At 69.7% G+C, this 15,063-nt stretch carries 17 protein-coding genes; 8 read left to right on the top strand and 9 right to left on the bottom strand.

All coding sequences use genetic code 11. The annotated features are described in order from the left end of the window. Positions 1-10: 10 nt before the first annotated feature. Positions 11-436, bottom strand: a complete 426-nt coding sequence (locus tag AB0C28_RS25540; protein WP_346112614.1) for a DoxX family protein — start codon at positions 434-436, stop codon at positions 11-13. A gap of 82 nt (positions 437-518) precedes the next feature. Here AB0C28_RS25540 and AB0C28_RS25535 point away from each other — a divergent pair, with 82 nt between their 5' ends. After that, a complete protein-coding gene (locus tag AB0C28_RS25535; RefSeq protein ID WP_357851971.1) occupies positions 519-992 on the top strand; it encodes a MarR family transcriptional regulator in 474 nt (157 codons plus the stop codon). Between the two features lie 8 nt (positions 993-1,000). Here the strand turns inward: AB0C28_RS25535 and AB0C28_RS25530 are convergent, their stop codons facing one another. Continuing rightward, positions 1,001-1,708, bottom strand: a complete 708-nt coding sequence (locus AB0C28_RS25530; RefSeq protein WP_346112630.1) for a lysophospholipid acyltransferase family protein — start codon at positions 1,706-1,708, stop codon at positions 1,001-1,003. A gap of 190 nt (positions 1,709-1,898) precedes the next feature. On the opposite strand from AB0C28_RS25530, the gene AB0C28_RS25525 reads away from it, so the two are divergent. Beyond that, complete coding sequence (locus tag AB0C28_RS25525; protein ID WP_346112612.1) at positions 1,899-2,657, top strand: alpha/beta fold hydrolase; 759 nt, start codon at positions 1,899-1,901, stop codon at positions 2,655-2,657. A gap of 46 nt (positions 2,658-2,703) precedes the next feature. After that, positions 2,704-3,177 (top strand): hypothetical protein, encoded by a 474-nt coding sequence (locus AB0C28_RS25520; protein WP_357851968.1) that lies wholly within the window; start codon positions 2,704-2,706, stop codon positions 3,175-3,177. Between the two features lie 147 nt (positions 3,178-3,324). On the opposite strand, the gene AB0C28_RS25515 is transcribed toward AB0C28_RS25520, so the two are convergent. From AB0C28_RS25515 to AB0C28_RS25485, 7 genes are read right to left on the bottom strand one after another with little or no spacing between them, the layout of a single operon-like run. Beyond that, on the bottom strand, positions 3,325-4,446 hold the full coding sequence (locus tag AB0C28_RS25515; protein ID WP_357851965.1) for a hypothetical protein: 1,122 nt from the start codon (positions 4,444-4,446) through the stop codon (positions 3,325-3,327). Positions 4,447-4,483: 37 nt separating this feature from the next. Continuing rightward, positions 4,484-5,179: an endonuclease/exonuclease/phosphatase family protein gene (locus AB0C28_RS25510; RefSeq protein ID WP_357851962.1), complete on the bottom strand. Its 696-nt coding sequence runs from the start codon at positions 5,177-5,179 to the stop codon at positions 4,484-4,486. 15 nt (positions 5,180-5,194) lie between these two features. After that, positions 5,195-6,127, bottom strand: a complete 933-nt coding sequence (locus tag AB0C28_RS25505) for an ROK family glucokinase (protein WP_357851959.1) — start codon at positions 6,125-6,127, stop codon at positions 5,195-5,197. Between the two features lie 14 nt (positions 6,128-6,141). Next, the gene (locus AB0C28_RS25500) at positions 6,142-6,621 is read right to left on the bottom strand and encodes a DUF5304 family protein (RefSeq protein ID WP_357851956.1); all 480 of its coding nucleotides are present in this window, start codon (positions 6,619-6,621) and stop codon (positions 6,142-6,144) included. A gap of 43 nt (positions 6,622-6,664) precedes the next feature. Beyond that, a complete protein-coding gene (locus tag AB0C28_RS25495; protein WP_358077916.1) occupies positions 6,665-7,840 on the bottom strand; it encodes an ArsA family ATPase in 1,176 nt (391 codons plus the stop codon). A gap of 1 nt (position 7,841) precedes the next feature. Next, positions 7,842-8,279: an SRPBCC family protein gene (locus AB0C28_RS25490; protein ID WP_346112605.1), complete on the bottom strand. Its 438-nt coding sequence runs from the start codon at positions 8,277-8,279 to the stop codon at positions 7,842-7,844. 59 nt (positions 8,280-8,338) lie between these two features. Next, a complete protein-coding gene (locus AB0C28_RS25485; protein WP_357851950.1) occupies positions 8,339-9,106 on the bottom strand; it encodes a metallophosphoesterase in 768 nt (255 codons plus the stop codon). Between the two features lie 127 nt (positions 9,107-9,233). Between AB0C28_RS25485 and AB0C28_RS25480 the strand changes: the two genes are divergently transcribed. The 5 genes from AB0C28_RS25480 to AB0C28_RS25460 all read left to right on the top strand — a co-directional run bounded on the left by AB0C28_RS25480 (position 9,234) and on the right by AB0C28_RS25460 (position 15,061). Then, complete coding sequence (locus AB0C28_RS25480) at positions 9,234-10,982, top strand: AMP-dependent synthetase/ligase (protein ID WP_358077913.1); 1,749 nt, start codon at positions 9,234-9,236, stop codon at positions 10,980-10,982. A 257-nt stretch (positions 10,983-11,239) separates the two neighbouring features. Further along, positions 11,240-11,701 carry a hypothetical protein gene (locus tag AB0C28_RS25475; RefSeq protein ID WP_358077910.1) on the top strand — a complete coding sequence of 154 codons (462 nt, stop codon included), beginning with the start codon at positions 11,240-11,242 and terminating at the stop codon, positions 11,699-11,701. A gap of 287 nt (positions 11,702-11,988) precedes the next feature. Next, complete coding sequence (locus AB0C28_RS25470; protein WP_357851941.1) at positions 11,989-13,275, top strand: ABC transporter substrate-binding protein; 1,287 nt, start codon at positions 11,989-11,991, stop codon at positions 13,273-13,275. Then, positions 13,275-14,147 (top strand): sugar ABC transporter permease, encoded by an 873-nt coding sequence (locus tag AB0C28_RS25465; protein ID WP_357851939.1) that lies wholly within the window; start codon positions 13,275-13,277, stop codon positions 14,145-14,147. Before AB0C28_RS25470 ends, AB0C28_RS25465 begins: the two co-directional genes overlap by 1 nt. After that, entirely contained in the window at positions 14,144-15,061 is a 918-nt protein-coding gene (locus AB0C28_RS25460) for a carbohydrate ABC transporter permease (protein WP_357851936.1), read from the top strand. Before AB0C28_RS25465 ends, AB0C28_RS25460 begins: the two co-directional genes overlap by 4 nt. Positions 15,062-15,063: the final 2 nt, after the last annotated feature.

Raw genomic sequence — 15,063 nt, 5'->3', positions numbered from 1 at the left:
TGGCCGGTGGCTACGCGATGGCCGGGGCGGTGCCGCGGCGGCGATCGAATACGCGGTCGAGGGCGAAGGCGCCGCCCCCCGTGAACCCGACGGCCAGGCTGGCCGCGGCCAGGGCCAGCACGAACTCGTAGCCTCCCTCGCCCGCCAGCCCGTTGGCGCCGTGGACGAAGACGATCGCGCCGATCATGTCGAGGGCCAGCAGCGCGCCCGCGACGGGCAGCGCCACGCCCAGGATCAGCGCCAGCCCACCGGCGATCTCCAGGACGGCCACGGCCGGAGCCGCCAGGCCGGCCAGCGGGATGCCGACGGACTCGAAGAACTTGGTCGTGCCCGCGATCCCCATGGTCGCGAACTTCTGGTAACCGTGCACCAGGAAGATCACCCCGACGGCGATCCTGGCGAGCAGCAGGACGACGGGACGCACCTGATCCACCATGCGCTCTCCTCGATGATTGTTTGAATTTGAACGACAACTCTAGCAGTGGTCGTTCAAATTCGAACGACAGTACACTGATGCGGTGACGGACCCCCGGACAGACCCCCGCTGGCTGGACGCGACCGAGATGGCGGCGTGGCGCGCCTTCCTGTCCACCTCTCATCTCCTCGAACGGCGCATCGAGGAGCAGCTCAAGGCCGCCGCGGGGCTCACGCACCCGCAGTACGAGATCCTGGTGCGGCTCGCCGACGCCCCCGGCCGCCGGCTGCGCATGACGGAGCTGGCCAGGGGCGTCGTGTCGTCGAAGAGCGCGCTGACGTACCAGATCACCCAGCTGGAGAAGGCCGGTCTGGTGAGGCGGGAGACCTGCCCGTCCGACGACCGCGGCGTGCTGGCGGTGCTCACCGAGGCGGGCATGAGCTGCCTGGACCGGGTGGCGCCCGGCCACCTGGAGGTCGTGCGCGAATATCTGATCGACCGGCTCAGCCGCGAGGAGCTGCGCGCCATGACGAGCGCGATGCGCAAGACGGAGGAGGCCTTACGCTCCTCCGTGTGACCGGAGCCCTAGTGCTTGGCGGCCGCGGCGCGGGCGGCGCGCTCCATCTCGACCTTGGCGCTGGCGGCGTACTTGTCGACGTATTCCTGCCCCGACAGCTCCATCAGCGCGTACATGATCTCGTCGGTCACCGCGCGCAGCACCAGCCGGTCGTCCTCCATGCCGTAGTAGCGGGAGAAGTCGAGCGGCTTGCCGAACTTCACGCCCGGCCGGATGCCCAGCTTGGGCAGCAGCCGCCCTGGCGGCATCATCTCGTAGGTGTTGACCATCGCCCACGGGATCACCGGCACCCTCGACTCCAGCGCGAGCCGGGCCACGCCGGTCTTGCCCTTGTAGAGGCGGCCGTCGGGCGAGCGCGTGCCCTCGGGGTAGATGCCCAGGATGTTGCCCTCGCGCAGGATGCGCAGCCCGGTGCGCAGGGCCGCCTCGCTGGCCTTGCCCCCTGAACGGTCGATCGGCACGGTGCCGACCCCGCTGAAGAACAGCCGGGTGAAGAAGCCCTTGACGCCGCTGCCGGTGAAGTAGTCGGCCTTGCCCAGCGAGATGACCTTGCGGCGGATCTGCAGCGGGCCGAAGAAGTGATCGGCGAACGACAGGTGGTTGCCGGCCAGGATCGCGGGCCCCTGCTTCGGCACGTTGTCGGCGCCCTCGGTCCACGGCCTGAACACGAGGTGGAGGAACGGCCCCAAGATGGCCTTGACCACCCAGTAGAACACCTGGCACCTCTTCCTGCGCACGTCGTCATGCGGGCACTTCGTCCGGCCGTCATCCACCGGCGGGCAGAGTCATCTTCCCACCTCGACGGCCATGCTCCTACATCACCTCTCGCACAAACACCTCGAAACATGCGACGATCGGGCCGTTCTGGAGGAAATAGCCGGAATGAAACAGCACAGAGGAGCTGTTATGCCGCTCATGCCAGGCGCGGAGCCCTACCACCACGACGCAGGTCAGATCGGCGTGTTGTTGTGCCACGGTTTCACCGGGACGCCGCAGTCGCTGCGACCGTGGGCCGAGTACCTGGCCGGGCACGGGGTCAGCGTCTCGCTGCCCCGCCAGCCCGGGCACGGCACCAGGTGGCAGGAGATGAACCGGACCCGCTGGGAGGACTGGTACGCCGAGGTGGAGAAGGCGTTCGCGGACCTCCAGGGCCGGTGCGCGGAGGTGTTCGTGGCGGGGCTGTCGCTGGGCGGCTGCCTGGCGCTGCGACTCGCCGAGGTGCACGGCGCGGCCATCAGAGGCGTGATGGTGGTCAACCCGTCGATCACGCTCGACGTGCCGCTGCTGCGGCTGGCGCCCCTGCTCAAGTGGTTCGTCGCGTCGGTCCCCGGCGTCGCCAACGACGTCAAGAAGCCCGGCGTGAGAGAGCTGGCCTACACCCGCACCCCGGTGAAGGCGGCGGCCTCGCTGCCCGGCCTGTGGTCGCTGGTGCAGGCCGACCTGGCGAAGGTGACACAACCGCTGCTGGTCTTCCACAGCACGGAGGACCATGTGGTCAAGCCCGCGAGTGTCGCGATCATCCGTGCGAAGGTCCCGCAGGCCACGATCGAGGAGCTTACCGATAGCTACCATGTTGCGACGCTGGACAACGATGCCGACAGGATCTTTGCCGGTAGCCTCGACTTCATCCGGACACATGCCTCGGTACCCTTGCAGAGGGACTGATCGCACCCAGGGGGAAGTCGCGATCGCTGCGGAGAGGCCCATCTAGGTGACGCCCCAGAGTGACGAGGACGAGGTCTGGCGGCAGATCGTCGCGTCCTTCAACGACACAGCCGAGCGTGACTCGGCCGACCAGCCATGGCCGGACAGCGAAAACGTCCCCGCCGAGCCGATCCGCCGGGTGGTCAAGCCGCCGGAGCACCCGGAAGGCGGCGACGCGGCCGGCCACGATCCCGAGGACGACCCCACCGGCCGGGACGACGACGAGGAGGACGAGGGGCACTTCGAGCCCCCGCCGCCGCCTCCGCTGCCCAAGGTCGACCTGGCGACCAAGCTGGCGTGGGTGGCGCTGTTCGGCGGCCCCGCCTACCTCCTGGTCGCGGCGATGGCCAGCTGGCACATGGAGGGCTGGGCGCTGTTCACCGCGGTGGCGGCGTTCATCGGCGGGTTCGTGGCACTCGTGGTGCGCATGGGCGACGGCCCGCCGAACGACTCGGGCTGGGACGACGGCGCGGTCCTCTGAACCCGTTCTGGAACAACGGCGCGGTCCTCCGGAACGCGCCCTGGAACTGCGGCGCGGTCCTCTGAACGCCACCGCCACCGCCGGGCCGGGCGGTCTCGCGACCGCCCAGGACTGTCTCGCGGCCGCTCAGGACTGTCTCGCGGCCGCTCAGGATTTCTGGGTGGTCGTCTTGGGGGCGAACGTCTCCACCACGTCGGTGTAGCGGTCGGCCTTGTCGACCGCGTGCCCCACCGCCCACACCGTGCCCTTGCCGGCCAGATAGGTCACGGCCTGCAGCCGTACGCTGCTCCTGCCCTTCTTGGCCTCGCCCCTGATGACCTCGCAGCGCCCCTTCTCGCAGCGCGTCATGAACGGCTCCGCGGCCCGGGAGGGATCGTAGCCGGTCATCCAGTAGCGGCCCTTGCCGTCGCCGGTCACCCCGTAGATCCTGGCCTCGGCGCCGGGCAGCCGCAGCCGGCGCCAGCGCTTGCCGTTCCAGGCCAGCGCGAGCGGTGAGATCTCGCCGGGCCCGCGGTAGACGCCGCCCACGGCCAGCGCCCGCTTGGAGTTGTCGACCTGAAGGTCGCGCAGGTAGCCGCCGGGGACGGACGGCACCGGCATGGACTTCCACGTGCCGCCGGAGCTGTGCATGATCAGCGGCCCGGTGCCGGTGTCGCCGACCGCGAACCCGCCCGCCACCGCGTAGAGCGCGCCCTTCTCCTTGGTCTGCTGCGCGCTCCAGGTGCTGCCCTGGCCGGTGAGGATGAGGGCCTGGCGCTCGCGGCTGCCGACCGCCACGACCTTGCCGGACTTGGCGTCGATGCCGCCGAGCCAGTCTCCCGCCCGCAGCGCCTGCGGCCGGAGCCGGTCGAACCCGCCGGTGTCGCCGTGGGCGAGGTAGGGCACCCCGTCGTGCCCGTCGCCGACCGCCCACACGTCGGACGTCGACGCGGCGGCCAGCCCGCGCAGGTTGCCCGCGGCCGTGGCGTCGCGCACGCTGACCTCGGACCACCTGCTGCCGTCCCAGTGGCGGATGGTGCCGCGGTTCTTCCAGACGTCCCAGATCTCCTGCTGTCCGACCGCCCACACGTCGGTGGGAGAGATCGCCAGCACGTCGGACAGGGAGCCGTCGGGCTGGAGGCGGACGCTGGTCGACTGCTGCCATGCCTCAACCTGGGCCTCGCTCTGGGCGGGACGGGGATCGGCATGCGCGGCGGGCGTGACCTGCGTCAAGGCCACGGACGTCGCCAAGATCAAGGAGAGCGCACGCCGCTGAGAGCGACGGGTCATGAGGAAATGCTACGGGCTGGACAGCCTGTTCTGCCCTCTAGTGCCCAACTCGCAACTCCGCGGCGACAGGCAGATGGTCGCTGGCCCCGGCGAGATCGGCGCTCGGCGCGTCCACTCCCCCGCACGACAGGACGCTCGTCTCGCGCGCGGCGAAGACGGCGTCGATCCTGGCGGACGGCCGGTCGGCGGGGAAGGTCAGCCCGTCGCCTTTCGGCGCGACGGCGTAGCAGTCGGCCAGCCGGCCGGCCAGGTAACGCCAGGCCGGCTGGTGGGCGCGCTCGTTGATGTCGCCGGCCAGCACGATCGCGGCGTCGTGGCGGGCCGCCACACTCTCCATGATCGCCATCGCCTCGGCGGCGTGGTGCGACCTGGCCGCCTGGTGCAGGTCGAGGTGGAGCGAGCCGACGGCCAGGCACGCCCCCTCGGCGCGCACCACGGCGACGGCCAGCCCGCGCCGCTCCAGACCGAGGAAGGAGCGCAGCGCGTGGCTCTCGGCGTGCAGCACGCGCACGCGCCGGCCGGTCAGCACGGCCACTCCGCCGGTCCTGGCGGGGGTGGCCACGGCGAGCCCCGCCGCGGCGGCCAGGGCCGCGCGCCTGGCCCGCCAGCGGCCGAACCTGGGCGCCTCCTGCACGCACACCACGTCGGCGCGCGCGGCGGCCAGGACCCGGCCCAGCGCGGGGACGTCGTCGCGCATCCCGTGGACGTTGTAGGTCGCGATCCTGATCGTCACGTGCGGGCGGCGGCTCTAGCGCCGCCTGGCCAGGTCGGCCGCGCCCACCACCCCGGCCGAGGCGCCCAGCTCGGCCAGCTTGATCTCGGCCAGCGGGCGGTGCCCCCTGCCGGTGATCCGCTCGCCGAACGCCTCCCTGGCCCGGTCGATGAACAGGTCGGCGGCGCGGGAGACCCCGCCTCCGACGATGAAGCAGCCGGGGTCGAGGATGGCGGCCAGGTCGGCCATGCCCTGCCCGAGCCAGTCGCCCAGGCTGCGGAAGGCGGCCAGCGAGGCCTCGTCGCCCAGCCGGGCGGCCTCGGTGACCTCCTCGCCCTCGATCTTGCCGCCGGCCAGGCCGAGCAGGGTGCGGGCCCGCTCCGGCTCCGCCTCGGCGATCTCCCTGGCGTCCTTGACCAGGGCCTGGCCGCTGGCGTACTGCTCCCAGCAGCCGACGTTGCCGCACCCGCACTGGCGCCCGCCGGGCAGCACCTGCATGTGGCCCAGCTCGGCGCCCATGCCCCAGCGGCCGCGGAAGAGTGCGCCGTCGAAGACCAGGCCGCCGCCGATGCCGGTGCCGAGCGTGATGCAGACCACGTGGGACTGGCCCCTGCCGGCGCCGAACCGGGTCTCGCCCCAGGCCATGGCGTTGGCGTCGTTCTCGATCACGACCGGCAGGCCGACCATGCCGCTGATCTTCTTCTGCAGCGGCTCCTCGCGCCAGGCCAGGTTGGGCGCGAAGCGCACCATCGACCGGGTCTCGTCCACGAACCCGGCCGCCCCGACGCCGACGGCCTCGATGTCCCTGCCCTGCGAGAGCTCGCGAACGACGTCGGCCACCGTCTCGGCCACCACGTCCGGCCGGTCGGCGGCGGTGGGCCTCAGCGTGTGTTCGACGATCTCGCCACTGTCGTCGACCACGCCGGCGGCCACCTTGGTCCCGCCGATGTCGACACCGATCGTGAGCATGCCCCGTGTCTCCTCTATCCCAGATCTATGTGTTCCACGTCGCCGCGATCGCGTCCGTCGCGGTCGCGGTCGTCGCGCGGCCTGCTGTCGCGCGTGGCGGGCCTGCTCAGCGCGTCGAGCGCGCCGCGGAAGGCGGCGAACAGCTCACCGCCCGCGGCCACCAGGTGCCCGGTCACGTCGCCGCCGGATTCGCGCTGCGCCGCGATCGCCCGGCAGACCGGGCAGGCGCGGCAGATGTACTCGTCGTGCGGCTCGGAGACGGCCTCCTCCCACACGTCCCGCTCCTTACGGCCGCCGCCGCCGGTGAAGGAGTTGAACACGGTCTTGCCGACCTGGCGGGTCGCCCGGCCCTGGATCGAGTCGAACAGCTTGCGCGCCTCGTCGGCCACCGTGCCGATCGGATCCCTGGTGTCCCCGGCGCCGGCGCCGCTTCTGTTCCTGCCGGTGTCCCTGCCTGTGTCCCTGCCTGTGTCTCTGTCGTTGCTCTCGGTCATCCTGGCCCTCCCTGACTTGTGGGTCGCTCATCCATTCAACTCATCAGGTCGCGGATTCGCTCCCGGAGTCGTACGGCTGCGCGGACCAGGTCACGCGGAGCACCCCGTCGCGCAGCGCGGCGCCGCTGATCTTCCTGCGGGCCAGCGCCGCGGGCAGCGCCAGGATCCTGCGGTACGGGCCCGCGGTGACGATGAGCTCGTCGCCCTTGCGGGCCAGGTCGACGTCCTCGCGACCGGCGCCCGGCAGGGCCAGCGACAGCTCGTCCGCGCTCATCCGCAGCGGCGGCTCGACGGAGTGGGGGGCGAACGGGTCGGCGTCGCCGTACATCGCGGTGCCGACCTCGGCCAGCGCGTCCTTGCCCACGGGCTCGGCGGGCAGGTAGGGCACCACGTGGATGGGCAGCGGCGCGAACGACTGCTCCGCCTCGGACAGCAGGCGCGACTGCGCCGCCACCCACTGGGCGCGCCACTCGTCGGCGCCTCCGGCCGGGAAGACCCGGTTGGCGACGACGGCGTCGACGCGGTAGCCGTACAGGCTGAGCGAGGTCAGGGTGCGCCTGGCCTCGGCGAGCACCACGGCCTCGGGGGTGAGCACGAGCCGGACGGAGGCGTGGTCGCCGGTCAGCAGCTCGCGCACCTCCATGAGGCCGCGGTGGAAGCGCTCGCCCGCGTTGACGACGTCCTCGCCGGGCGCGCTCACGTGGGCCACGCTGCGCACGAACGGCGAGACCAGCCGCAGGACCTTGCGCCCGACCGGCATGAGCCTGGAGACGTGCCAGTCGAGCGCCTCGGGCAGGGCCAGCAGCCGCAGCGTCTCGGCGGTGGGCGCGCAGTCGACCACGATCACGTCCCAGCGGCCCTCGCGGGCGTGCTCGCGCAGCTCCAGCAGGGCGATGACCTCCTCGGCGCCGGGCAGGACGGTGATCTCCTCCGAGGTGATCTCGTCGAGGCCCAGCTCGCCCAGTACGCCTCTGGTGTAGTCGCGCAGCTCGCCCCAGTGGCGCTCCAGCGTCTTCTGCGTGTCCACCTGGTGCAGATGCAGGCCGGGCGCGATCTCGCCCGGCTCGACCGCGAGCGCGTCGGCCAGCGAGTGGGCGGTGTCGGTGGAGACGATGAGCGTCTTGAGGCCGCGGCGGGCCGCGAGCGTGGCGGTCGCGGCGGCGGCCGTCGTCTTGCCGACGCCGCCCTTACCGGTGAAGAGCAGGACGCGCGGGCTCAAGTCAGCGGCCTTCGACGCGCTTCTTGAGGCCCTTGAGCGCGGTGTCCACGATCACTTTCTCCGCCTTGCGCTTGATCAGGCCGATCATGGGGACGCTGAGATCGACCGTCAGCTCGTATGTCACCTCGGTGTCACTGCCCGCGCCGGCCAGCCGGTAACTTCCCTTGAGCTCGGAGACCATCTTCCCCGGCTCCGCCACCTGCCAGCTGACGCCCTCGTCGCCCTGCCAGGCGTAGGCGAGGGTGTAGGAGTCGCTGATCGGGCCGGCGTCCAGCGCGAAGCGGACCGTGCGCGGCCGGCCGTCCTCGTCGCGGGTGAGGACCTCCGCGCTCTTCACCTGCCCCGCCCACTGCGGGTAGGAGGGGAAGTCCGCGATGACCGCCATGACCTCGGCGCGGCCGGCGCCGATGGTGGTGCTCGAAGTGGTGCGATCAGCCATGCGAACACCGTAGTGCACAAACCACCGGTCGCGGCGGACCCGTGGAGGTGGCGGCCAGATCACCATTCCATGGCATACGGGATGCCCTTTCCGCGGAAGTGACCCACGTTCACGCACTCGGTGCGCCCGATCCTGGCGCGTGGGTGCAGGGGGTTGTGCACGTGGCCGAACAGGGCGTAGCGCGGCTGGGTGCGCCTGATCGCCTCCAGCGTCGCCTCGCTGCCGCGCTCGAACCTCCTGGCCACCACGTCGTAGAGCAGCTCGGGCAGGGCCGGCGGGATGTGGCAGCACAGCACGTCCACCTCTCCGACGGCCTCGACCTTGGCGGCGTACTCTTCGTCGCCGATCTCGTACGGCGTGCGGTAGGGCGTCTTGAGCCCGCCGCCCACGAACCCGAACCGCAGGCCGCCGATCTCCGCCACCTCGCCGTCGAGCACCCGGTGGCCGGGCCTGAGGTAGTCGGACCACAGGCGCGGGATGTCCACGTTGCCGTAGGTGAGGTAGGCGGGGGTGGGCATGGCGGCGAAGAGGGTGGCGTACTGGGTGCGGACGTTGCGCTCGATGTGCTCGCGCGGATCGCCGTCGAGCGTCGCCCACAGCCGCGCCGACATGTCCCTGGCCTCGTCGAAGCGCTTGGCCGTGCGCAGGGCGATGAACCGCTCGGCGTTCTCGGCGCCGAACAGGTCGGCGAAGATGCCCTGCGCGTGGTCGTCGTAGTCGATGAACAGGATCAGGTCGCCCAGGCAGATCAGCGCGTCCGCCCCGTCACCCGCCCTGGCCAGTGCGTCGGCTCTGCCGTGGACGTCGCTGACGACATGGACCCTCATGAGGGAAATCCTAAGAGCCGCTGCTGCTAGCGTGAGAAATGGCCTTCATAACGCCTCAATGACGGAGCTACCGGTGCGTAACTTCAGCCGGTAACGTCCAGGCCGTCCCCGAAGAGGAGTTGAGTTCGTGCGCGAGTACAGCGTCCCCGTCCTGGTCGACGTGCCTGCGTCCGCGGGTCTGGCCGACACCGTCTTCCGCCGGGCGGAGCAGGAGCCGGGCGCCGTGGTGATGCGCCGCAAGGTCGGCGACGGCTGGCCCGTCGTCACAGCCGCCGAGTTCCGCGACCAGGTGGCCGCGGTGGCCAAGGGGCTGATCGCGGCGGGCATCGGCCACGGTGACAGGGTCGCGCTCATGTCGCGTACGCGCTACGAGTGGACGCTGGTCGACTACGCCATCTGGGCCGCCGGCGCGGTGACCGTGCCGATCTACGAGACCTCCTCCGTCGAGCAGGTCAGATGGATCCTGGAGGACAGCGAGGCCAAGGCGGCGTTCGTCGAGCTGGACGCGCACGAGGAGACCGTCAAGGAGGCCGCGCCAGGGCTGAAGTCGGTGTGGCGGGTGGACGCCGAGCTGGAGACCGGTGCCGTCACCGACGCCGATCTCGACGAGCGCAGGCGGCAGGTCACCTCGTCCGACCTGGCCACGATCGTCTACACCTCCGGCACCACGGGCCGGCCCAAGGGCTGCCGGATCACCCACGACAACCTGCTGTTCACCGCGCTCAACGTGCTGCGCGGGCCGCTGGAGCCGCTGTTCGCCAGGAAGGACCCGGCGGCGCTGCTGTTCCTGCCCCTGGCCCACATCTTCGCCCGCATGATCCAGGTGGTGCTGTTCGAGGCGGGCGCGATCATCGCGCACACGCCCAACATGAAGAACGTCGCCCCCGACCTCCAGGACTTCAAGCCGACGTTCCTGCTGGGCGTGCCGCGCGTGTTCGAGAAGGTCTACAACAGCGCCGAGCAGAAGGCCATCTCCGGCGGCAAGGGCAAGATCTTCGCCCGCGCGGTGGACGTGGCGGTGGCCTGGAGCAAGGCGGAGAGCGCGGGTGGCGCGCCGCTCGGGCTGCGGGTTCAGCGGGCGGTCTTCGACAGGCTGGTCTACTCCAAGCTGCGCGCGGCCACCGGCGGCCGGCTCTCGGCGGCGGTGTCCGGCGGCTCCGCGCTGGGCGAACGGCTCGGCCACTTCTTCAAGGGCGTCGGCATCGAGGTCTTCGAGGGGTACGGCCTGACCGAGACCTCGGCTCCCGTCTCGGTCAACATGCCCGGCGCCAACAAGATCGGCACCGTGGGCAAGCCGCTGCCCGGCGTCACGCTGCGCATCGGCGACGACGGGGAGATCCTGGCCAAGGGCCGCAACGTCTTCTCCGGCTACTGGCACAACGACGCCGCCACCGACGACGTGATCGACTCCGAGGGCTGGTTCCACACGGGCGACCTGGGGGAGCTCGACGCCGACGGCTACCTGCGGATCACCGGGCGCAAGAAGGAGATCCTGGTGACGGCGGCGGGCAAGAACGTGGCGCCGGGCCCGCTCGAGGACGCGCTGCGCGCGCATCCGCTGATCTCCCAGGCCATGATCGTGGGTGACGGGCGGCCGTTCGTCGCGGCCCTGATCACGCTCGACCCCGAGGCCGTGCCGGCCGGCTCCACCGTGGCGGGGCTGCGGACGGACCCTCAGGTCCAGGCCGAGATCCAGGGGGCCGTGGACCGGGCCAACCTGATGGTGTCCAAGGCCGAGCAGATCAAGAAGTTCGTGATCCTGGACGCGGACATCACGGAGGAGAGCGGGCATCTGACGCCGACGCTCAAGGTGAAGCGCAACGTGGTGATGCGGGACTTCTCCGGCGAGATCGACAGGTTGTACGAGGGGCGCTAGGTCCCCAAGAAAAACCCAGCGTCCCATTTGCGGGCATGGGCGCGGATAAAATCTGAAATTCCCTCACGAATAAGCCGCCACAACAAAAGCGGATTCTTCCGAATTGGGTCCGCTTTACACCTTCCGAACAGGGGAATCTCCATTCGATTCCCCCCTTCCGGCGCCGATTTCCGGTGTATCCTCGTGGCAAAGAAAAGCACGGGACCGGAGATGTACTGAATCCCCGGTCCCTACCTACAAAGGTAGAGGATTCAATCGTGAGTATCAAGGAAGACAACATCGAGGAACTCGGCGTCAAGTTCGCCACCAAGATTCACAACGAGTTCGTCCAGACCCGCACCGACCAGATCATGATGGGCGAAGACCTCACCCGCCGCATCAACGGCGTCTCCAACCAGGTCAAGAACCTGAATGGAACGGTCCAGAAGCTCGATGCCAGGGTCGGGCGTCTCGAGACCGCGGTCGATCAGCTCGGTGTCAGGGTCGGGAGCCTCGAGACCAAGTTCGACCAGCTCGGTGTCAGGGTCGGGAGCCTCGAGACCAAGTTCGACCAGCTCGGTGTCAGGGTCGGGAGCCTCGAGACCAAGTTCGACCAGCTCGAGACCAAGGTCGACGCGGGGTTCGACAAGGTCGACGGACAGATCTCCAGCCTGCATAAGGGCCAGCTGGAGATGATGAACATCCTCATCGCCATCCAGCGCAAGCTCGACGTCAACTGACCGTGAGGATGTAGCCGCGAGGTTACGAAGAGGGCGGGCCACGTACGCGGCCCGCCCTCTTCGCATGCCTCAGGAGGCGCCGGCCGGCCGGGAGGGTGAGCGGCGAGGCGGCCGGATCTCAACAGGTTCCGACAGGGCCCGCCCGTCTTCGTGACCCGAGTCCGACAGCACCGCTCTCGGGCATTCGTTCCGAAACCGTGCGTTGACAGTGGGAAATGTTCGATTTCTGATGAAAGAAGGTGAGGGAACTCGGGGGAATCTGAAGGGTCCGGCAAGGAGGAACCATCATGGCCCAACGTTCGCCGATCACCCGCCGCGATCTCCTGCTCGGGGCCGCCGCCACGTTCGGCGTGCCCGCCTTACTGGTCGGGTGCGGCTCGGACGCCCCCGCTCCCGCCCCCGGACGGACGGGCGGCGATCTGGGCACGGTCACGATCGGCTCGAACGCCTCCGACGAGATCCCGAAGAAGAGCCTCGACACCGTGATCAAGGGCTTCACCCAGGCCACGACCAGGATCAACACGGTCGACCACAACACCTTCCAGGAGAACATCAACCGCTACCTGCGCGGCACGCCGGAAGACGTCTTCACCTGGTTCGCCGGCTACCGCATGCAGTTCTTCGCCGAGCAGGGGCTGGCCACCGACATCTCGGACGTGTGGCAGGAGATCGGCGGCAACTACACGCAGGCGTTCAAGGACCAGTCGACCGGGGTCGACGGCAAGCAGTACTTCATCCCGTTCACGTACTATCCGTGGGCCGTCTTCTACCGCAAGAGCGTGTGGCAGGAGAAGGGCTACACGCCGCCCGCCACGCTCGACGAGTTCACCGCGCTGGCCAGGAAGATGCGGGCCGACGGGCTCATCCCGATCGCGTTCGCCGACAAGGACGGCTGGCCGGCGATGGGCACGTTCGACATCCTCAACCTGCGCACCAACGGCTACGACTTCCACGTCTCGCTCATGGCCGGCAAGGAGTCGTGGACGGATCCGCGGGTCAGGCAGGTGTTCGACACCTGGCGGGGGCTGATGGAGTTCCACCAGCCGGCGGCGCTGGGCCGTACGTGGCAGGAGGCCGGGCAGTCGCTGGCGCAGAAGAAGACCGGGATGTACCTGCTCGGGATGTTCGTCGCCCAGCAGTTCCCCGAGGCCGACCGCGACGACCTCGACTTCTTCACCTTCCCCGAGATCAACCCGGCGTACGGGACCGACTCGATCGACGCCCCCATCGACGGCTACATGATCTCCGCCAAGGCCAAGAACGTCGAGGGCGCCAAGGCGCTGCTCAAGCACTTCGCCCAGCCCGCCTCGCAGAACATCGCCACCGGGCTCGACCCCGGCACGCTGGCGGCCAGCTCGAAGGCCGACACCTCCGGCTACAGCGCCCTGCAGAAGCGCGGCGCGGAGCTGGTGTCGAAGGCCACGCACATCGCGCAGTTCCTCGACCGTGACACGCGGCCCGACTTCGCCTCCACGGTGATGATCCCGTCGCTGCAGTCGTTCGTCGGCGAGCCGAACGAGATCGACTCTTTGCTGACGAGCATCGAGAAGCAGAAGGCGAACATCTTCCGCTGATGGCCGTCAAGACCCGTCGCTACTCCGCCCGCGACGTGACCGTCCTGGTCATCGGGCTGGGGGTGGCCATCGTCGTCAACGTGGGCCTCATCTGGGGGCCCACGCTGGCCTCCGTCGGGCTCTCCGGCACCGACTGGAACGGCATCGGGCCGATCGAGTGGGTCGGCGGCCGGAACTACCACGACCTGTCGGCCGAGTATCCGCCGTTCTGGTCGGCGGTCCGCAACAACGTGCTGTGGCTGGGCTTCCTGGGGCTGGTCGCGACGCCGTTCGGGCTGTTCTGCGCGGTGCTGCTGGATCGGCGGCTGCGGCTGTCGCGGTTCTACCAGAGCGCGCTCTACATGCCGGTCGTGCTGTCGCTGGCCGTGGTCGGCTTCATCGCGCAGCTCGTCTACTCCTCCGACTACGGCGTGCTGAACGCGGTGACCGGGCTGAGCGTGGACTGGCTGGGCGACAGTTCCATCAACATCTGGGTGGTCATGGTCGCGGCGGCCTGGCGGCACGTGGGCTACGTCATGATCATCTATCTGGCGGGGCTGAAGGCGGTCGATCCGGCGCTGAAGGAGGCGGCGGCGATCGACGGGGCCAGCGAGCGGCAGGCGTTCTTCCGGGTGGTGTTCCCGACGCTGCGGCCGGTGAACGTGATCGTGCTGGTCATCACGGTGATCGAGGCGCTGCGGGCGTTCGACGTCGTCTACGCCATCAACAAGGGCAGGAACGGGCTTGAGCTGCTGTCGGTGCTCGTCACGGAGAACATCGTGGGCGAGGCCAGCAGGATCGGGTTCGGCTCGGCGATCGCGGTGATCCTGCTGGCGATCTCGATCGGGTTCATCGTCACGTACCTGTCGCAGCTGTTCAGGGAGGAGCGATGACGCTCACCGCCCCCGCCGCCGCTCCCCCGGCCCAGGAGGGGCCCGCCGCGCCGCGGCGTCCGGTCCGGCCGCTGCGGGTCCTGCTGCACGTCTTCCTGGGGCTGGTGGCGCTGGGATGGCTGCTGCCGCTGGCGCTCGCCGTGTACGCGTCGGTACGGCCGTACGAGGAGACCGCCAGGCTCGGCTACGTCTCGATGCCGGAACACCTCACGCTCGACTACTACGTACAGGCGTGGACGCAGGCCGAGCTGCCGCGCTACTACCTGAACACGCTGATCATCGTGGTGCCCGGCGTGGTGGTGACGCTCTTCCTGGCCTCGTTCACGGCGTTCGCGATCGCCCGGCTGCGCGTGCCGGGGCGCAAGGTCCTGCTGATCGTCTTCACCGCGGGCAACCTGCTGCCGCCGCAGGTGCTCATCACCCCGCTGTACACGTTCTACACGCTCGTCCCGCTGCCCGGATGGCTGTCGGACTCGCAGTCGCTCTACGACTCCTACCTGGGGTTGATCCTCATCCACGTGGCCTTCCAGTTCGGCTTCTGCGTGTTCGTGATGGCGAACTTCATGCGCACGATCCCCGAGGAGATCACCGAGGCGGCGCTGGTGGACGGGGCCGGGGTGTGGAAGCGGTACTGGCGGCTGACGCTGCCGCTGTGCCGGCCGGTGCTGGCGGCGCTGTCGACGCTGCAGTTCACCTGGATGTACAACGACTTCCTGTGGGCGCTGGTGCTGATGTCGTCGGGCGACAAGCTGCCCGTCACCTCGGCGCTGAACAACCTGCGCGGCCAGTTCTTCACCGACTACAACCTGCTGGCCGCCGGGTCGATGCTGGTGGCGCTGCCGACGCTGATCGTCTTCCAGTTGCTGCACAAGCAGTTCGTGGCGGGGCTGACGCTGGGCTCGACGAAGGGTTAGAG

The sequence above is a fragment of the Nonomuraea sp. NPDC048892 genome, from assembly GCF_040649735.1.
In the GTDB taxonomy this organism is placed as follows: Bacteria; Actinomycetota; Actinomycetes; order Streptosporangiales; family Streptosporangiaceae; genus Nonomuraea; species Nonomuraea maheshkhaliensis.
Note: the sequence above shows the minus strand (reverse complement) of the source record. Positions and strands in the feature narration are given on the sequence as shown.